Here is an 18,634-nt window from a genome sequence, read left to right as displayed (position 1 = left end):
CCCTTCCCCCGGCAACACGGCACACCCACCCACCAGCACGGACCGAGAGAGCCGAATTCCATGAACTTCGTCAAACGTGCAGGGCTCAGCCTGTGGGCCCGCAAGGGCCGCACCCTGATCTCCTTCGCCACCTTCCTCGTCATCTCCGTGATGGTGCTGGCAGGCATCCTGATCAACGGCGCGACGGCCCAGGCCGAACAGGATGCCAAGCGCTCCGTGGGCGCCGAGGTCAACCTCGATATGGATCCAGGCCAGTTGGGCGATCCGAGCGCCGGCCTGCAGGCCCCGCACATCGACGCCGCGACCGTCGACAAGCTGGGCAAGCTGCCACAGGTGCAGAAGTACACCTACTCGATGTGGGACCGCGCCCTCCTCAAGGGCGAGCTCGAGCTCGTCGACGGCGGCCCGCAGGACCCCATGGGCCCCGGCGGCACCGTGGGCATGGGTGTGCTCGACTCCTCGTTGCTGCCCGACTTCCGCAGTGGCAAGTTCACCCTCCTCTCCGGTGAGCACCTCACTGCCGCCGACCAGGACGAGAAGCAACTCCTCATCGAGGAGCGGCTGGCCGAGAAGAACGGCCTCAAGGTCGGCGACAAGATCACCCTGACCGGCAACGACGAGAAGACCACGGCCGACTTCACCGTGGCCGGCATCTACCGCGACCCCCGCCCCACCACCGAAGCCGACGCCGAGTACGGCATCAGCCCGGCCAACATGCTCTACGGAACGGTGGGCGGCATGGCCGCCCTCGCGTCCGGTACGAAGGGTCCGTTGCAGGTCGGCAAGGCGACGTTCCTCCTCCAGGACGCCGACGCACAGGGCGCGTTCAAGGACGAGGCAAAGCACGCCGCCGGCTCGGCGCTCGACGGCTTCAAACTGGACGCCAACGACAAGGCCGTCCAGCAGATGACGGGCCCGCTCAAGAGCATCCGCTCCACGGCCACCGTCGCCATGTGGCTGATGGGCCTCGCCGGCGCGGCCGTCCTGACCCTCCTGGTCAACCTCGCGGTCAAGCAGCGACGCAAGGAGTACGGCGTCCTGCTGGCGATGGGCGAAAGGAAGGGCAAGCTCATCGCCCAACAGGCCCTGGAAATCGTGGTGGTCGCCGCCCTCGCGATCGGCGTGAGTTCCCTGTTCGCCCCTGCCCTGACCCAGAGCGCCGGCCAGTCACTGCTCGGCAAGGAAGCCTCCGCCGCCGAGCGCAAGCTCGACTCCTGGCAGCCCCCTGCCCCTGGCAGCACCGGCATCGACCAAGGAATCGACCCGAACGACAAGCCCGTCGAGAATGCCGACCCCATCAACAAGATCACCGTACGGCTGGACCCGGCGGACCTCGCCACCGTCGGCGCCATAGGCCTCGGCATCGGCCTGCTCGCCACCGCCGTCCCGGCCGGCGCCGTACTGCGCCTCAGCCCCCGCTCCATCCTCACGAAGGGCAAGTGACCCGTCATGACCAGCACCACCGCCACGCCACCCGTCCTGCGCATTGCCGACGTCAGCCACACCTACTCGGGCCAGCGCCGCAGGACAACAGTCCTCAAGAGCATCGACTACGTCTTCGAGCGCGGCACGTTCTACACCATCCTTGGCCCCTCCGGCAGCGGCAAGACGACCCTCCTCAGCCTCGCCAGCGGCCTGGACACCCCCACCAAAGGAACGATCAGCTTCGACGGGCAGGACCTCACCGCGCTCGGCCTGGGGCGCTACCGCAACAAGCACGCCGCCACGATCTTCCAGCAGTACAACCTCCTCACCTACATGACGGCCCTGCAGAACGTCACCACCGCCATGGAGATCACCGGCACCAAGCCCGCGAGCGGCAGCCGCAAGGCGCACGCCCTGCGACTCCTCGAGGACATGGGTCTCGACAAGGCCATGGCCACGCGCAACGTGCTGCAGCTCTCCGGCGGTCAGCAGCAACGGGTGGCCATCGCCCGCGCCCTCGCCTGCGACGTGGACATCCTCTTCGCCGACGAACCCACCGGAAACCTCGACGAGGACACCGCCCAGGGCATCATCGACACGTTCCGCGAACTTGCCCACGAGCAGGGCACATGCGTGGTCGTCGTCACCCATTCCCAGCACCTGGCCGCCCAGTCCGACCGCGTCCTCCACCTGCGCAAGGGCAAGCTCACGGAACAGGTGAACGCCCGATGAGAAGGAACCAGACGGCAGGGCACTCGGTCCGAAGGACAGCGCGACCAGTCAGGGAAGCCGGGCGGCTGCGGCCGGGTCCATCCGGCGGCGCGGTATCCACCCCGGCTTCGGCACGGACGCGATAAGGCGCCGCGTGTACGGGTGTTGCGGGTCGGCCAACACCGTTGCCACCGGGCCATGTTCGACGATCTTGCCCGCCTGCATCACGAGCATGTCGTCGCTGATGTGCCGGACGGCGCCGAGGTCGTGCGTGATGAACAGCAGCGCCGTACCGGTGCGGGCACGGATGTCGGCGAGCAGGCGCAGGATCTGTGCCTGGATGGAGACGTCGAGCGCGGCGACAGCCTCGTCCAGGATGAGGATCTGCGGTTCGGCGGCCAAGGCGCGGGCGATGGCCGCACGTTGGCGCTGACCGCCGGACAGGGCCTTCGGCAGTGCGGCCGCCTGCCGGTCGTCGAGTCCGACCATGTCGAGGAGTTCGGCGACGCGGGCGCGGAGCCGGTCCGCGGGCAGGCGTTGGTGCAGTGCGACCGCCTCGGCCACGGCGGCGCCGACGCGTTGGCGGCGGTCGAGGGAGGAGTACGGGTCCTGGAACACCATCTGGATCTGCCGGCCGCGGGCACGCCGCTCGCCCGAGCGCAGGCGCTGGCGCTGGCGCTGGCGCTTGTGGCCGGGCCCGCGCTCCTCGCCCTCGACGAGGATGTGTCCGCCGCTCGCCGTCTCCAGGCCGGCGATCATGCGCGCGGTGGTCGTCTTGCCCGACCCCGATTCGCCGACGATCGCGAGGGACCCTCGCTGTGGAAGGGAGAACGTCACGTCGTCCACGGCGACGAAGTCGCCGAACTCCTTGCGGAGATTGCGTACTTCAAGCATGGCAGCCCGCCTCCTCGGCCGGCGCGGTGTACGGGAAGTGGCAGGCCGCCGTGGAGTCCCCGGCGGCGCTCGGGGCAGGCCGTTCGCTGCGGCACCGGTCGCGCACCCTCGGACATCGGTCGCTGAAGGCGCAGCCGTCGGGTACCTCGAACCCGGACAGCGGCCGGCCGGGAATGGAACGGAGGTCAGCCCCGGCCTCGAAGACCGAGGGCCGCGAGGACAGCAGGGCCCGGGTGTACGGGTGGGCGGCGCGTTCCCGCAGATGGCCCGCGGGAAGTTCTTCGACCGTCGAGCCCGCGTACATGACGACGATCCGGTCGCATACGGCGGCCGCGAGTTCGAGGTCGTGGGTGATGAACAGCAGGGCGAGCCCCCGTGCTTCGCGCGCCTCGGCGATGATGGCCATCACCTCCTCCTGTGTGGTCACGTCGAGGGCGGTGGTCGGTTCGTCGGCGAGCAGCAGACGCGGCTCCGCGGCCAACGCGGCGGCGATCATGACCCGTTGGAGCAGGCCACCGGACAGCTCGTGCGGCCGCTGGCGCATCCGCCGCTCGGCGTCGGCGATGCCGACCTCCCGCAGAATGCCGGTGACTTTCCTTACGGCATCTGCGGCCCTGACTCCCCTGGTGAGGGTCAGCCCTTCGATGAGGAAGTCGCCGACGGAGCGGGCCGGGTTGATGTGGGCCCGCGGGTCCTGGAAGACCATGGCGACCTCGCCCGCGCGGAACCTGCGCAGTCGCTCGGGCGCCATTCCCGCGACGGATTCGCCCGCGAAGGCGACGTCACCGTGGAGGCGAGCCCCCGCGGGCAGCAGGCCGAGTACGGCGCGCGCGGTGAGGGACTTGCCGGATCCGGACTCCCCCACCAGCGCGACGGCCGCTCCCTCGGGGATGACGACGTCGGCGCGATGGACGATCGGGCGCGGTTCTCCGTCGAGCGGCAGGTCGATGCCGAGCCCGTCGATCCGGAGCAGGGGCGGTGTGGCGCTCATGCTTGCTCTCCGAGCAGACGGCGGGACAGTCCCGTGCCAAGCAGGTTGAAGGCGACGACGACGAGGAGGATGGCGAGGCCCGCGTACAGGGACTGTTGAGGCGCACCGGCGAGGATGGAAGGTGCTCCGTTGGCCACCATCAGTCCCCATTCCGGGTCCGGTGGCTGGCTGCCCAGGCCGAGGAAGGAGATCGCGGCGACGTCGAGCAGCGCGTAGCCGAAGCCGATCGTCGCCTGGACGAGGACGAGGGGCCCCAGGTTCGGCAGCAGGTGGCGCAGCCAGATGCGGGCGGTGGGCGCGCCGAGCAGTTGGAGTGCGGAGACGTAGGGCAGGTTGCGTTCCTTGATCGCGGCGGACCGTACGACGCGGGTGATCAGGGGGAGATACGCGATCGACAGGGCGACGACCGGTGCGGTGAGCCCGGCCCCGAACACCGCCGCGACGAGCACTGCCATGATGAGCCCCGGGAAGCCGAACACCACGTCGAGGGCGCCGGAGACGAACCGGTCCAGCCATCCGCCGAACCAGGCCGCGACCAGGGCGAGCAGGGTGCCGAGCGTGGTGGACACGGCGATGACCACGGCGGGGGCGGCGAGGCTGGCGCGGGTGCCGGCGATCAGCCGGGACAGCAGGTCGCGTCCGCTGTCGTCCGTTCCCAACAGGTGGGTGGCGGACGGTCCGGCGTGGACGTTCAGCGGGTCGACGGCGTTCGGGGCGTGCGGGACGAGCAGCGGTCCGCATACGGCGAGGAAGACGAACAGGCCCACGACGCAGCCGGCGGCGAGCGTCACGCGATCGCGCGGGCGACCGGCGCGTGGCTTGGATGCGGTACGGGCGAACAAGGCGCTGGTCATCGGGCCCCCTTCTGCGCGACCCGCGGGTCGAGGGCGGCGCTGACCAGGTCGACGGTGGTGTTGATGACGACGAACACGACCACGAAGATCAGCGACACGGCCTGGACGACGGCCATGTCCTGCTTGGACGCGGCCTCGATCATGAGCGAGCCGAGCCCGCCGGTGCCGAAGGCCTGCTCGGCCACGGCGGCGGTGGCGATGACGCCTGCGATTCCGACGCCGGAGACGGCGAGTACGGGTCCGGACGCGTTGTACAGGACGTGCCGCCGGATCACCGCGTGTTCCGGGACGCCCCGGCTGCGCGCGGTCTCCACGTGTTCCGAGCGCAGCTCCGCGCGGACGGCGGTCCGGGTCACCTGGGCCACGTATCCGATCCAGGTCAGCGCCAACGCGACGGCGGGCAGCGTCAGATGCTTCAGCGTGCCGGCGAAACCCTCGCCGGATCCGTAGACGGGAAACCACGGCAGCTGCACGGCGAAGAGCCAGATGAGCAGCACGGCCATGACGAAGGTCGGCACTGCCATCGCCCCTGCCGTCAGCGTGGTGACGAGCGTTTCGGTACGGCCACCGCGCAGAGCGGCGACGGTCCCGATGACCGTGCCGGTCACGAGGACGATGACGGCCGCGTACGTGACGAGCGCGAGGGTGTCCGCGGCGCGGGTGCCGATGAGGCCGGCGACGGAGTCGCGGTAGACGAGGGACTTGCCGAAGTCGCCCTGGAGGCAGTTGCCGAGCCAGTGCAGATAGCCCTGGATGAACGGGTCGTCCAGGTGGTATTCGCGGTGTATCTGCGCCAGTACGGCCGGGTCGGGATCGCGACTGCCGCCGACGAGCAAGGTGGCGGGGTCTCCCGGGGTGAGGAACATCGCGCCGTAGATGGCCAGGCTGGAGACGAGCACGGTCACAACCAGCAGGCTCAGGCGCGTGAGGACGAAGCGGAGCCTCACGCCGGCTCACTTCCCTCGCCGGTACAGCTGGTACGGGCCGGGGACAGGACGGTCAGACGCAGGCGGGAGGGGTGGGCGGAGCCGGTGCGCAGCTTCTGCAGGCTCGCCTTGGGAGTCGTCGTGTGCCACGGGCTCTCCAGGGAGCCGGAGTTGGGCAGGTGGTTCGGGAAGTCACTGCCGGCGATCATCAGGGCGAGCCGGTGTCCGGGGCGCACCCGGTAGCCGGTGTGCCCCAGGGCGATCTCCAGCTCACCGGCCGCGTCGCTCTGCGCGCAGCCCCGGACGATCAGCCGCGCGGCGCCGTCCGGGGCCAGATCGAGGAGCCGCACGAAGACGTCGTACGTAGGTGCCGTGCTCTCCACGTGCAGCACCGCGTGTACGGGTCCGGCGAGGTCAAGCGGGCGTTCGGAGGCGGGTGTTGTGAAGACGAGCACGTCGTCGCGGTCGAGGGTGGAGCGCTCGTCCACGTGGTCACGCAGCTGCAGAAAGGTGACGGGGGCGGCGGACGGTACGAGGTTCTCCGGGTCGTAGCGCCACTCCACCTCTTCGGCGGCGTCGGCCGGGCTCGGTACGAGCGTTCCGCCGGGGACCGCGCCGGGCGTGGCCGCCGGCTGCGCCAAGTAGAGCTCGGCCGTGGTCGCTTCGGGCGGCGGCCACGCGTCGGAGTCGCGCCATCCCGCGTGTCCGAGCTTCCAGCGCACCCGCGGCAGCGTATGGGGCTGCGCGGTGCCCTTGAGGAAGACGTCGAAGAACGCGATCGCCGGGGCGGTGTAGGAGTCCAGCATGCGGGCGAGGGCGGCATCGTCGGCGAAGTGATCGCTCTCGCGTGACACCGGGGCGTCCTCGAGTGCGTAGTTCTCGTGGTCGGTCGTGTCGGCGATCAGATACTGCACCGCCGACCACCCCGGGCGCCGGGCCAGCTCCGTGTAGTCACGCATGTGCGCGATGCCGAGATTGTCGAACCACCCCACGCAGTGCAGCACCGGCACGGGCCGCGCGTCATACGGGTGCGGCCCGTTGTACGGGTCGAGGCGGATGTCACCGACGATCAGGTCGAAGCCCGCGGACCGTTGGCCGATCGCGTCGAAGGCCTCCTCGTACGCGGCGAGGACGGGACGCCGGGTGAGATCGACGTCGAACTCGTAGCTCTCGCGGTCGGTCCACACCTGCGCCTGATACGTGGCGCCCTCCAGCCATACGGGTTGCCTGCCGGAGCCGGGGTCGTAGGCGGCGATGCCGGGCGCGTTCGTCGTGCAGGTCACCCGGGGGACGATGGCGCGCAGGGCGGGGTGCTGGCTGGAGACCGCGGACCACTGGGTGAACCCGTAGTAGGAGTCGCCGAACATGCCCACCGACCCGTCGGACCAGGGCTGGTGGGTGATCCACTCCAAGGTGTCGTAGGCGTCGTCGACTTCGCCGGTCCAGCCCAGAGTCCGGCCCTGCGAGCGGAACTTGCCGCGGACGTCCTGGACCACCACGACGTAGCCCTGCGCGGTGAACCGCTCGGCGATCTTGTCGAAGAACACGTACCGGCTGTTCTTGTCGTAGGGCAGGCGGGCCAGGACCGTCGGCGCCGGCTCGCCGCCGCCGATGTCGTACACGTCGGTCGCCAGCCGTACGCCGTCGCGCATGCGGACCATGTGCTGCCGCGCGTCCGGGGGCACGGGTTCCGCGTTGACGCGTTGAACGACAAGGCTCATAGGGCCCTCCAGGAAGGCAAACCTTTAGACAACGTTGTGATATAACAGCGTTGCATTCAGGAGAGTTCAGCGTCAACCCCCTCTGAGCTAGGTTGCTTCCATGCCGATCGACGTCGACGAAGTCCAGCGCCGCGAGGCCATCGCCCAGGCCACGCTCGCGATCGCCGCCCGGGACGGCGCACGGGCCGTCACCATCCGAGCCGTGGCCAAGGAGCTCGGCGGATCCACGGCGATGGTCACGAACTACGTGCCGACGCGGACGGCCCTGATCACCAACGCCGTGCGCGCCGCCGAGTCGCGGTGGCGCACCGATCTCGAGGCCCACCTGGGCGACTTGACCGGCGCCGACCGGCTGCGCGCCACCGTGGAATGGCACCTCAGCACGGAGCCCGAGGACCTGCTCCTTCGCACGCTCTGGGTCGAGATGCTGTCCACGGCGCACATCGACCCGGCCGGCGTCGACCACGAGGAACCCCGCGAATCCCGCCAGGAGTTCCTCGAAGCCTCACTCGCCGCGGGAGTGCCCGACGCGGCCCTGGCCGCCGACATCCTGTCGCTGCTCACCCGCGGCTACTACGTCTCCACCATGGAGGAGCCCGCCCACTGGACGCCGGAGCGAGCCGGTCGTGTGGCCCGCGCGGTGGTGGACGCGTTGATGGCCGAGACGCCGGCCCGGCACGGTTAGGACGCGCCTCAGCAGCACTCATCAGCGCACCCAGCCCGGACGAGACCGCCGTCGGCAACAGACTCAATGGTCATCGAGTTCGCTGCGCACCCTCCGGGAGGGAGTGAAGGCGTACAGGGTCAGGACGTCGGGCGGGTCGGCGAGACCGGGGCCGCCGGCGCGCACCCAGGCGGTGATGTCCGCGGCGGCGTCCGGGTCGTTGACCTGGCCGAGCCACACGGGGCGGCCGCCGGCCCGCCGTCCTGCGGCGGAGGGCTGGATGACGATGACATTGGCGCGTTCGCAGACGTCCAGGCAGTCGCTGCGACGCACCAAGGCGACACCGGTGAGCGCCGCGCGCAGGTCGGTGGCCTGGGCCTCGTGGTCCAGGTAGGGGACCTTGGCCGCGGTGCCGCAGCAGCAGCCCCGGCAGACCGTCACGGTGGGCCGCCCCGGTCCGGCCTCGGGGGCGGACGCGCGGTTTCGGCGGCTCATGCGCCGGCCCCGGCCGAGCGTGCCGCGCGGCGCCAGGCCGCATCGCGCAACAGGCGCAAGCCGTTGAGCCCGACGATGACCGTGGAGCCCTCGTGGCCGAGCACCCCCAGCGGCAGGGGCAGGGTGCCGACGAGATCCCAGATGACCAAGCCGGTGATGAAGATCCCGGCGATCACCAGGTTCTGGATCACCAGGCGGCGGGCGGCGCGGGAGAGCGCCACGACCGTGGGAACGGTGGTGAGTTCGTCGCGGACGATGACCGCGTCGGCCGTCTCCAGGGCGAGGTCGGAGCCGGCGCGGCCCATGGCGATGCCGGTGTGGGCGGCCGCGAGGGCGGGGGCGTCGTTGACGCCGTCACCGATGACGAGGACCTTGCGGCCGTCGGCCTCCAGGCGACGTACGGCGTCGACCTTGTCCTCGGGCAGCAGGCCGGCGCGTACGTGGTCCGCCTCGATGCCCGCCTCGGAGGCGAGGTGAGCCGCGGCGCGTGGATTGTCGCCGGTGAGCAGCAGCGGCGACGTTCCGGAGAGCGTGCCGAGCGCGGCGACGGTGGCGGCGGCGTCCGGGCGCAGGCGGTCGGCAACGGCCAGGACGCCGACCGGGATTCCGTCGCGCTGCACAAGGACCGCAGTGTGTCCGCGCTCCTCGTACGGCGCGACGATGCGCGCCATGCGTTCGGCGTCCTTGGCGGTGGATCCGGTCAACAGGCGGTCCGGGGCGCCCACTTCGACCGTCCGGCCCTCCACGGTGGCCTTGACTCCGACGCCCGGGGTGGAGGTGAAGTGGTGAGCCGACGGCACGGGGAGGTGTCGCTCGCGGGCCGCGTCGACGACCGCCCGCGCCAGTGGGTGCTCGCTGGGGTGCTCGGCCGCGGCCGCCAGGGCCAGCAGGCCGGCCTCGTCCAGATCGCTGCCCTCCAGGGGGCGGACCTCGCTCACGCGCGGGGTGCCTTCCGTGAGCGTGCCGGTCTTGTCGAGGGCGACGGCATCGACCTGGCCGAGGCGTTCCATGACGACGGCCGACTTCACGAGGACTCCGTGGCGTCCCGCGTTGGCGATGGCCGAGAGCAGCGGCGGCATGGTGGCGAGGACGACCGCGCACGGTGACGCGACGATCATGAAGGTCATCGCGCGCAGCAGCGAGCCGGTCAGCTCCGCGCCGAAGGCGAGCGGGACGAGGAAGACCGCGAGGGTCGCGGCGACCATGGCGAGCGAGTAGCGCTGTTCGACTTTCTCGATGAACAGCTGGGTGGGCGCCTTGGTCGCGGACGCCTCCTCGACCATGGCGACGATGCGGGCGATCACCGAATCTGAAGCGTCCCGTTCGACGGCGATCCGCAGGGCGCCGGTGCCGTTCAGTGTCCCGGCGAAGACTTCGTCGCCGGTCTGCTTGGCCACCGGCAGCGGTTCGCCGGTGATGGTGGCCTGGTCGATCTCGCCGGCGCCGGCGAGGACGCGGCCGTCCGCGCCGACGCGCTCTCCGGGCCGTACGAGGATGGTGTCGCCGACGACCAGATCGGCTGTGGCCACGGTCTCCTCGCCACCGTCGGCGGTCAGGCGGGTCGCGGTGGCGGGGGCGAGGTCGAGCAGTCCGCGTACGGCGTCTTCGGTACGTGCGGTGGCCAGCGCCTCCAGGGCACCGGAGGTGGCGAAGATGACGATGAGCAGGGCACCGTCCATGACCTGGCCGATCGAGGCGGCGCCCAGGGCGGCGACGATCATCAGCAGGTCCACGTCCAGGGTCTTCTCCCGCAGTGCCTGCAGCCCGGACCAGGCGGGCTCCCAGCCTCCGCTCACATACACGAGGGCGTAGAGCGGGCCCCACAACCAGGCGGGAGCGCCAGCCAGTTGGAGCGGCAGGGCGAGCAGGAACAGCGCCAGGGCGACTGCGGCCCAGCGGGCTTCGGCGAGCGCGAGCACTCTGGTGCGGCGGCGCGGGACACCCGGCCGGGCGGACCTCGCCGTGGGTTCCGGGCGCTGGAGGAGGGCTGAAGGCATGCCGAGGTGACCCTTCGCGTACGGCGGACGGCTTCCTTTCCACCGTACAGGAACATCTGAACAGGTCTTCAGGTGTGCCGGGTAGGATGGCCGTCATGGGTCACGGAACGGACGCCAAGCACGTTGCCACCGCTCGCGAACGCCTGGACGCCGTGGGCACGGCGGACGTGGCCGCGACGCTCCAGGCCCTGGCCACCCCCTCCCGGCTGCGGATCCTCGCCCGCCTCCAGGAAGGTCCCTGCTCGGTCGGCGATCTCGCCGAGGCCGTCGAGATGGAACCGTCCGCCTGCTCCCACCAGCTGCGCCTGCTGCGCAATCTGGGTCTGGTGACCGGCGAGCGCCGCGGCCGGTCGATCGTCTACGCCCTGTACGACAACCACGTCGCCGAACTCCTCGACCAGGCCCTGTACCACGTCGAGCACCTCCGCCTCGGGCTGCACGACGCACCGGGCGAGCAGCCAGGCGCCTAGGGTCTGTTGCGACCGGCCGCAGCCAGGTCGATGTCTGATCGCCGCCAGCGTGGTCCGTCTCGATTGATCACCCTTGCGGCATGACGATTCGATCCACGACGGACTCCGTAACCATCCTCACCGGCATGTACGCGGCCGAGGCGCAGTATCTGGCGGCCGGCGGCCCGGGCGAGGCCCCGTTCGACCTGCTCGCCCCCTTCTTCGCGCCTGATGTCGTACTGCATCAGGCCGACGCGCTGCCCTATGGCGGAACGTGGCGTGGGCATGAGGGCATGGAAGCGTTCTTCCTTGCGATGAGCCAGGTGTGGGAGTCGTTCGACATGGCGGAGCAGGAGTTCCTCGCCACCGGCGAGACGGCGGTGGTGCTCACACAGGTCCATGCGTGCGCCCGTGCCACCGCTCGCGACCTTGCGTTCCCGATTCTCCAGACGATCAAGGTCAAGGACGGGCGGATCTCCGAAGTCCGCCCTTTCTACTGGGATACGGAGGCCATTGCCGTCGCCTGCGGAGCGCCCGGTAGCCGTCGGGGTCGCTGAACCGCGACGCCTTTGGGCCACGAGACCCGCCCGGCCGGTTCGCCAGGGAACTCAGTGGTTTTCACGCGGACTCCCCGGTCGGCGTACCTGGTAGCGGAGATGTGTGACGTCCCGGTCCTCGAGCCGTCGGACGAGGTCGAGTTCGATGTGATCACCACCGAGGTGGTCGAAGAGCCGTCGGCCGCCACCGAGAAGGACCGGCACCAGGTGGATCTCCATCTCGTCCAACTGCCCGGCGCGCAGGAGCGCCTGGGCCGCGCCCGCCCCATGGACCATGACCGGCCGGTCCTCGGAGGCGGCGCGGGCCTGACGGGCGCAGTCCTCGGCATCGGTGACGAATCGTGCGTGGCCGAGTGGCGCGTCCCCGTCGTCCTCACGATGGGTGAGGACGAAGATCGGCACCCCGTCGTGGTGGTCGCCCTGCCAGCGCCCGGCGAGTTCGTAGGTCCGCCGGCCGGAGATCAACGCGCCGGTCGCCAGCGCCTCGCGATAGACCTGACCGCTGGGACCGTCCGACAGCCGGTCGTCGAGCCAGTTGAACAGACGTCCACCGGCACGGCCGAGCTCCTGGCCCGGTCGATCGTCCGGGCCGGCGATGTAGCCGTCGAGCGACATCGACATGTACAGCCGAATCGGATTCCTCATCCTGGCCTCCCTCTCTCCTCCATGACGTGGGGATGCTCCGCTCCCCCGCCCCGTGGGAGCGGGGAGGTCACAGAGGTAGACGTCGGGCGGCAGGCGAATTCATCGGCCGGACTGGGCGTAAGCAGTCAGGAGCAATGCATTGACCGTGCCCAGCCCCGGAAGAACCCGGGACTGGGCACGGCTCCCGCTCAGCAACCTGTCACTTCGGTACGAACTTGACGTAACTGGTGCGCAGATAGCTGCTGCCCGCACCGTTGGAGACCGTCACGTCGCCGGTCGAGCCCGCGGCGAACGCGTAGGTCCCCAGCGAGACCCACCGGTTTCCGTCCGCGGTCTGGCCGATATCCACGGCGTCGGTGCCGCCCGCGTGGGTGACCGTGTACCGGGCGCCGGTGGTGCTGTTCGGATGGTTCGGCACCCATGCGAACACCTCGTAACTTCCCGCTGCTCCCAGATCGGGGCGCCAAGTCGCCGTCGCCGACGTGTCGTTGGTGCTGCGCGTCTTGGAGCCCAGCCAGCCGGCGACGCTCGACCCGGACCAGGTGCCCTTCTCGGTGTAGGCCGGGTCCTCGATACCGATGACGCTCATGGGCAGCGGTGTCACCCGTACCGGTGTCGGCTTCGACTCGTTGCCCGTCTGGTCCACCGCGGTGACGGCCAGCTCGTGCTCGGTGTTGTTCGTCAGGTCCTCGACCGGGAAGCCGAGCGCCCGCAGGTGCGCGTCGACCGGGTTGCCGAAGGGCACGTCGGTGATCCGCTTGCCGTCCACGTAGACGTGGTAGCCGTGCAGGTCCACCTCGAGGCTCTGCTCCCAGTACAGCACCGCCCCCTTGTTCGTCGCCTCCGCGGTCACACCGGCCGCCGGTGCCGGCGGCTTCGTATCGGCCGGGACCTTCACCGACAGCGGTGCCGAGGGCGCCGATTCGTTGCCGGACCGGTCGACCGACGTCATGGTCACCTTGTGGGACTGGCCGGCCAGCATCTCGTACAGGCGGAACGCGTCGCGCCGCACCGGCTTCCAGGTGATCCGGCGTCCGTCCAGGTAGACGTGGTGCCCGAGGACGTCGTCGCCCTGGACGGGGCTCCAGCGCACGTGGAGCACGGAGTCGCCGTTCGACGCGTTCGGCCGGACGAACGCCTGCGGATTCTGCGGCGCGGCGGGCCGGCCGGCGTCGTCCTCGGGCGTCGGGAGGAACTTCACGGCGTCCGCGTGCATCAGCCCCTGCGCGCCCTCGCCCCTGCCCAGTTCCACATAGCCGTCGCTCCCGGCGTCGAACGCGAAGTTGCCGAGCCGCACCCAGCGGTCTGTACCGCCGCTCGTGTCCGCCTGCACTTCGGTGGTGCCGCCCGCATGGGCGACGGTGTAGGCGGCCGGGTCGGGCGTCTCCGCTCCCACCCGAACGAACTTGACCACGTTGGTACGCAGATAGTTGGCGCGGGCGGCGTTGGAGACGGTGACGTGTCCTTCGGTGCCTGCGGCGAACTCGTACTCGCCCAGCTCGACCCAGTCGTTGCCCCCGGTGGTCTGGTCGACGTCGGTGGCATCGGAGCCGCCGGCGTGGGTGACCGTGAACCGGGCCGCAGTCGTGCTGACGGGGTTGGTCGGCGACCAGGCGTACACCTTGTACTTGCCGGCTTCCTTCAGATCCGGACGCCAAGTGGCGGTCGCCGACGTGTCGTTGCTCGTCCGGGTGGGGGTTCCGTCCCAGCCGCGGAGGCTGGACGCGGCCCATCGGCCGGTCTCCGTGTACCTGGAGGTGTTGGTGGCGATGACGGTCTCATTGTCGGCCGCGGAATCCGGCACCCAGGCGTAGACGTCGTACCTGGTGCTCTTGGGCAGCTCGGGCGTCCAGCGCGCGGTCGAGCCGGCGGCGCCGGCCCAGCGGGTGCCGGTCCCCCGCCATCCCGTGACCTTGTCCGACGCGCGCCACGTGCCCTGCTCGCGGTAGCCGTCGTCCCCGTTGTCGACGACCACGGACGGCACGAACTTCGCGGCGTCGGCGCGCAGGACACCGGAGCCCGAGGTTCCACCGGTCACGCTTACGCCGCGGCCGGCGCCGGGCGTCATCCGGTAGGAGCCGAGACTGACCCACTGCTGGCCGGCCTCCGTCTGGTCGAGGACGACGTCGCTCGCTCCGCCGTCATGCGTCACGGTGTACGTGGCGGCTTTGTGGCCGGTCTTGAGGAAACTCGGATTCCATACGAACACCTCGTACGGCTGGGCGGACTTCAGCTTCGGTGTCCACCGGGCCGCGGCCCCCGGGTCCTCGGAGCGGCGGACCTCCTTGTCCTGGTAGCCGAAGACCTCGCGGTGCCCGTCGGTGATCTCGTCCGTCCAGCTGCCCGTCTCGGTGTACGCGCTGTCGCCGTTGTCGACCACGACGGTGTCCGCGGACTCGTCGTCGGCGGAGGTCACGGGCGCGTAGTAGCGGAAGTAGTCCCACGTGGTCTCGCCCGGCAGGTTGGTCTCGTCGACCGGGGAGGTGTAGCCGAGCGTGGTCAGCCAGATGTTCTGCAGTCCGTGCGGACCGGCCTTCGGGAGGGTCTGGGTCAGCTTGCCGTCGATGTAGTAGCGCACCTCGGTGGGCGTCCACTCGAAGCCGTACGTGTGATAGCCGTCGGACGAGTCCGGCCCGGTGTACGGCCGGCCGGGGTTTCCCACGTGGTGCGGTACGAACCAGTGCGAGACCTGGGTGAACTCGTCGGGCTTGTGCGAGTCGACCTCGAAGCCGTCGATCTCGTTCACCCGGTTGTTCGGGCCCTTGTACTTGGGGGTGTCCGGCACGTAGTCGGCGAGACCGGTGGTCCACATCGCGGAGTGGAAGCCCTGGTCACCCCAGAGCTGGGCGCGTGTCTCGTAGTAGCCGTAGCCGAAGGTCCGCTTGCTGATCACACCGCCGCAGGTGTACTCCTTGCCGTTGCGGTCCTCGCGCTTGAGGGCGATATGCATCAGCCCCTCGGACACGGAGACGTTGTCCGGGCTGTTCGAGCAGATCGCCTTCTCGCTCTCGCGGTAGTGCCACTCCGCTTCGTCGAGGCCCTTGCCGTCTGCGTCGACTCCCTCGAACTCGTCGGACCAGGCGAGTTCGTATCCGGGAACCGGTGCACCGGCGGGCGCGGTGGCCTGTGCACCGACGGGCGCCGCTGCCTCCGGGGCGGCGGAGGTCGCGGCCGACCCGGGTATGAGGGAGAGGGCGACGGTGGCCGCCAGGACGGCGGCCACCACCGTTCTGCGGACGTTCACGACACAGGCCTCCTGTAAGGCGTCGGCTGGTTCAGGAACGGACGAACTTGACGGCGTCGGCGCGGATGCATCCCGGGCCGTCCCGGTCGATACGCACGATGTAGGTCGTGCCGGCCTTCAACGTGTGCGCGCCGAGCGGCGCCCAGGAACTGCCGGGCGCGGTGAGGTCCACGCGCGTACGGCTCAGTGCGGTGCCGCCGTCCCACACGCTGACGGGAGCGTCGGCCTGTCCGCCCTCCCCGCCCGCGCGGAAGAAGTACCCCTGGTAGGTGCCGTCGGCCGGCGGCGTGAACGTCCAGCGGCCGGCGCTGTCCGTGTCGCACGAGAACCTTCCGGTCAGCCGGCCGAACGCGGGCAGTCCCGATGTGCTCCAGCCGGTGCCGGTCTCCGAGTAGCCGCTCGGTGCGTCGTTGTCCGCGTACACATCGCGTGCGTAGTGGCGGACGTAGTCGAACTGGACCTTGCCCGGCAGCGCGCTCTCGTCGACGCCCGGAGAGTTGCTGGCGTCGTAGGCGATGGCCGTCAGCCACGTGTTGAGGAAGTTGTGCGTGTAGGCGCTGGGCGCGTACGGCTGCGACCACTTGAGCACCCCGTCCACGTAGAACTTGACGGAGTCCTCGAGCCATTCGAATCCGTACGTGTGCCAGTCGGCCGAACTGTCGAAGTCGAGGCCGTAGATGTTGCTGGTGAACGTGCCCTGGGTCCAGGCGATGACGTTGTGGCGGACCTTGTCCGGCACGTGCGAGTCGATCTCGAACCCGTCGATCTCGGTGCGCGGTTCGGTGCCGCTGCCCGCTTCGGCCGCCCAGAAAGCGGAGTGCCAGCCGCTGCCGCTGTTGGTCCGCACCCGGGTCTCGTAGTAGCCGTACCGGGTCTTGCGTTTACTGATCAGACCGCCGCCGGTGTAGAGGTCCTTGCTGTCCACCTGCTGCGTGCAGCCGGCGCCCGCCTTGTTGCGCGGACACAGATGGACGGTCATCGCGCCACCGCCGACGGTCACGTTCTCGGGCCGCTGCTGGCTCCAACCCTTCGTATCCGTGCGGTAGTTCCACTCGCTCGCGTCCACGGCCGTGGTGTTGAACTCGTCCGCCCAGATCAGTTCGTACGAGGCCGTGGGCGGGGCGGCGACCGCCTCATCGGGGGCCGCGCCCAGGGCGCCGGCGGTCAGCACCAATGCGGCTGCGATACCCGCAAGGCCGGGTCTCCTTCTCACCTTCGGAAGCCTCAACGTCGTTCCTCTCTGGGGAAGCAGCGCGCGGGCGGATCGCGCAACTCAGCGTGTGGGCGGCCGACTTCAGTCCCGACAGGAAGTCAGATCCTCATTATGAATTCCACATGCGATCCTGCCGAAGCGTAGGAGCGTTCATGGGTAACGTCAATCAATCTGCACCACATCAGCGGGCCTGACGGTGCTTCAGCGCAGAGCCGTGCCGGATGTGTGCGTGAGGAGCCCCAGCGTCTGGCGGGTGGGCAGTGCCTCCCAGTCGCCGTGCGCCCCCACGCAGAACGCCCCGGTGGTGACCCCCCGCAGCAGACGATCCGCAGGGGGCAGTTCGTCCAGGAGGGCGGAGAGGTAGCCGGACACGAAGGCGTCGCCCGCGCCGACGCTGTCGACCACGGTGACCGGGAGGGCGGCCTGGTGGTGTTCCCCCTCCGCCGTACGGCAGTGCGCACCGGCGGCGCCTGCGGTCACGACGACCTCGCCGATCCCGTGTCCGAGCAGCTCGGACACCGGGGCCGACGCATCCGTGAGGATGTCGAGTTCGTCGTCCGATGCGAACACGATGTCGGCGTACGGCAGCAGGGGCCGCAGCAGCCGCGCGGCTTGCGGTCGAGTCCACAGGCGGGCGCGGTAGTTGACGTCCACGCTCACCCGCACTCCCGCGGCGTGCGCGGCTTCCGCCACTGCGAGCGTCGCCGCCCCGGCGGCCGGCGAGAGCGCCGGAGTGATCCCGGTCAGGTGGAGCAGGGCCGGGGACGCGTCCTCCAGTGCGGCGAGGCATTCCCCGGCGGTGAGCAGCGAACCGGCCGATCCCTTGCGGTGGTAGCTGACCCGGGTGACGTCGTGCAGCGGCTGGTCGAAGGCGACGAGTCCGGTGAACGACTCGCCCGTGGACCGGATGAAGCGGGTGTCGACCCCTTCGGCGCGCAGCGTTCGGCTGATCAGCCGGCCGGGCTGGTCCTCGCCGACCACGCCGAGCCAGGCGGCCTCATGGCCCAGCCGGGCAAGACCGATGGCGACATTGCTTTCGGAACCGGCCACGGACAGCCGTGCGACGCCGCCGAGTTCCATGGGTGCCGAAGTGCGGACGGACACCATTGCCTCGCCGATGGTCAGCACGCTGCTCATCGCGTCTCCTGCCGACGGTCGCGGCCCGCACCGCGGCCGGGTGCCACGGCTTCGAGGAACTGTGCGGCGCGGCCGGCCAGATCGTCGTACGCCTGCGGGGTGTCGGTGGTCCCGGCGACGCCGATGAGCGGTGATCCGACGCCGACAGCGACAGCGCCCGCCGCGAGGTATTCGGGCGCTGTCCGTGCGTCGACGCCGCCGACTGCGACGAGGGGCGCTTCGGGCAGGGGCGCCCGCAGTTCACGCAGGTAGCCGGGACCGTGCAGTCCGGCCGGGAAGACCTTCACCGCCATGGCTCCGAGGTCCAGCGCGGCAATGACCTCGGTGGGGCTCAACGCCCCGCACAGGAGCGGCGTCCCGTTCGCGGCGGCCCGCCGTGCGCCCGGTGTGATCCCCGGCGTGACGACGAAGCCGGCACCGGCGGCGGAGGCGGCATCGGCCTGGTCGGCGGTCAGTACGGTCCCCGCGCCGAGGAGCACGCCGGGCGGGCACTGCGACCGCGCACGGGCCAGCGCGTCGAGGGCGCCGGGCGTGGTCAGGGAGACCTCGAGCGCTGTGACACCGGCGTGGACCAAGGTGCGGATGCAACGCAGGGCGCGATCGGGGCCGTCGGCACGGATGATGGCCAGCAGTCTCCGCTGCGCGATGTCTTCCAGATACACGAGTTGTCCGGTTCCGGGCCGCGATGTCAGGGGCGCGGTCCTGTGAAGG

17 protein-coding genes are annotated in these 18,634 nt (G+C 70.3%); 5 read left to right on the top strand and 12 right to left on the bottom strand.

Going from position 1 to position 18,634, the window contains the following annotated elements:
- Nucleotides 1-60: 60 nt before the first annotated feature.
- The gene (locus tag G6045_RS12880; RefSeq protein WP_165332042.1) at nt 61-1,443 is read left to right on the top strand and encodes an ABC transporter permease; all 1,383 of its coding nucleotides are present in this window, start codon (nt 61-63) and stop codon (nt 1,441-1,443) included.
- Nucleotides 1,444-1,449: 6 nt separating this feature from the next.
- On the top strand, nt 1,450-2,157 hold the full coding sequence (locus G6045_RS12875) for an ABC transporter ATP-binding protein (protein ID WP_165332041.1): 708 nt from the start codon (nt 1,450-1,452) through the stop codon (nt 2,155-2,157).
- A gap of 48 nt (nt 2,158-2,205) precedes the next feature.
- On the opposite strand, the gene G6045_RS12870 is transcribed toward G6045_RS12875, so the two are convergent.
- From G6045_RS12870 to G6045_RS12850, 5 genes are read right to left on the bottom strand one after another with little or no spacing between them, the layout of a single operon-like run.
- The gene (locus G6045_RS12870; protein ID WP_165332040.1) at nt 2,206-3,030 is read right to left on the bottom strand and encodes an ABC transporter ATP-binding protein; all 825 of its coding nucleotides are present in this window, start codon (nt 3,028-3,030) and stop codon (nt 2,206-2,208) included.
- A complete protein-coding gene (locus G6045_RS12865) occupies nt 3,023-4,021 on the bottom strand; it encodes an ABC transporter ATP-binding protein (protein WP_165332039.1) in 999 nt (332 codons plus the stop codon). The genes G6045_RS12870 and G6045_RS12865 overlap by 8 nt, the downstream gene beginning before the upstream one ends.
- Complete coding sequence (locus G6045_RS12860; RefSeq protein ID WP_165332038.1) at nt 4,018-4,875, bottom strand: ABC transporter permease; 858 nt, start codon at nt 4,873-4,875, stop codon at nt 4,018-4,020. Before G6045_RS12860 ends, G6045_RS12865 begins: the two co-directional genes overlap by 4 nt.
- Nucleotides 4,872-5,822 (bottom strand): ABC transporter permease, encoded by a 951-nt coding sequence (locus G6045_RS12855; RefSeq protein WP_328707748.1) that lies wholly within the window; start codon nt 5,820-5,822, stop codon nt 4,872-4,874. The genes G6045_RS12860 and G6045_RS12855 overlap by 4 nt, the downstream gene beginning before the upstream one ends.
- Entirely contained in the window at nt 5,819-7,522 is a 1,704-nt protein-coding gene (locus tag G6045_RS12850; RefSeq protein WP_165332037.1) for a CocE/NonD family hydrolase, read from the bottom strand. Before G6045_RS12850 ends, G6045_RS12855 begins: the two co-directional genes overlap by 4 nt.
- Nucleotides 7,523-7,622: 100 nt before the next feature.
- Here G6045_RS12850 and G6045_RS12845 point away from each other — a divergent pair, with 100 nt between their 5' ends.
- Nucleotides 7,623-8,207 carry a TetR/AcrR family transcriptional regulator gene (locus G6045_RS12845; protein WP_165332036.1) on the top strand — a complete coding sequence of 195 codons (585 nt, stop codon included), beginning with the start codon at nt 7,623-7,625 and terminating at the stop codon, nt 8,205-8,207.
- 63 nt (nt 8,208-8,270) lie between these two features.
- On the opposite strand, the gene G6045_RS12840 is transcribed toward G6045_RS12845, so the two are convergent.
- Together G6045_RS12840 and G6045_RS12835 are read right to left on the bottom strand one after the other, a co-directional pair.
- Nucleotides 8,271-8,681 carry a (2Fe-2S) ferredoxin domain-containing protein gene (locus G6045_RS12840; protein WP_165332035.1) on the bottom strand — a complete coding sequence of 137 codons (411 nt, stop codon included), beginning with the start codon at nt 8,679-8,681 and terminating at the stop codon, nt 8,271-8,273.
- On the bottom strand, nt 8,678-10,678 hold the full coding sequence (locus tag G6045_RS12835) for a heavy metal translocating P-type ATPase (RefSeq protein ID WP_165332034.1): 2,001 nt from the start codon (nt 10,676-10,678) through the stop codon (nt 8,678-8,680). The genes G6045_RS12840 and G6045_RS12835 overlap by 4 nt, the downstream gene beginning before the upstream one ends.
- A 95-nt stretch (nt 10,679-10,773) precedes the next feature.
- Between G6045_RS12835 and G6045_RS12830 the strand changes: the two genes are divergently transcribed.
- The gene (locus tag G6045_RS12830; protein WP_165332033.1) at nt 10,774-11,148 is read left to right on the top strand and encodes an ArsR/SmtB family transcription factor; all 375 of its coding nucleotides are present in this window, start codon (nt 10,774-10,776) and stop codon (nt 11,146-11,148) included.
- 80 nt (nt 11,149-11,228) lie between these two features.
- A complete protein-coding gene (locus G6045_RS12825; RefSeq protein ID WP_165332032.1) occupies nt 11,229-11,684 on the top strand; it encodes a nuclear transport factor 2 family protein in 456 nt (151 codons plus the stop codon).
- Between the two features lie 51 nt (nt 11,685-11,735).
- Here the strand turns inward: G6045_RS12825 and G6045_RS12820 are convergent, their stop codons facing one another.
- The 5 genes from G6045_RS12820 to G6045_RS12800 form a co-directional block, all read right to left on the bottom strand.
- Complete coding sequence (locus G6045_RS12820; protein WP_165332031.1) at nt 11,736-12,329, bottom strand: dihydrofolate reductase family protein; 594 nt, start codon at nt 12,327-12,329, stop codon at nt 11,736-11,738.
- 199 nt (nt 12,330-12,528) lie between these two features.
- Entirely contained in the window at nt 12,529-15,573 is a 3,045-nt protein-coding gene (locus tag G6045_RS12815; RefSeq protein ID WP_165332030.1) for a golvesin C-terminal-like domain-containing protein, read from the bottom strand.
- 31 nt (nt 15,574-15,604) lie between these two features.
- On the bottom strand, nt 15,605-16,786 hold the full coding sequence (locus tag G6045_RS12810; RefSeq protein WP_165332029.1) for a family 16 glycosylhydrolase: 1,182 nt from the start codon (nt 16,784-16,786) through the stop codon (nt 15,605-15,607).
- Nucleotides 16,787-16,987: 201 nt separating this feature from the next.
- Nucleotides 16,988-17,923 carry a sugar kinase gene (locus G6045_RS12805; protein ID WP_165332028.1) on the bottom strand — a complete coding sequence of 312 codons (936 nt, stop codon included), beginning with the start codon at nt 17,921-17,923 and terminating at the stop codon, nt 16,988-16,990.
- Nucleotides 17,920-18,585, bottom strand: a complete 666-nt coding sequence (locus tag G6045_RS12800; RefSeq protein WP_206343656.1) for a bifunctional 4-hydroxy-2-oxoglutarate aldolase/2-dehydro-3-deoxy-phosphogluconate aldolase — start codon at nt 18,583-18,585, stop codon at nt 17,920-17,922. Before G6045_RS12800 ends, G6045_RS12805 begins: the two co-directional genes overlap by 4 nt.
- Nucleotides 18,586-18,634: the final 49 nt, after the last annotated feature.

Source organism: Streptomyces mesophilus (genome assembly GCF_011044995.1).
In the GTDB taxonomy this organism is placed as follows: domain Bacteria; phylum Actinomycetota; class Actinomycetes; order Streptomycetales; family Streptomycetaceae; genus Streptomyces; species Streptomyces mesophilus.
This window is presented reverse-complemented; position numbering and strand designations above follow the sequence as displayed.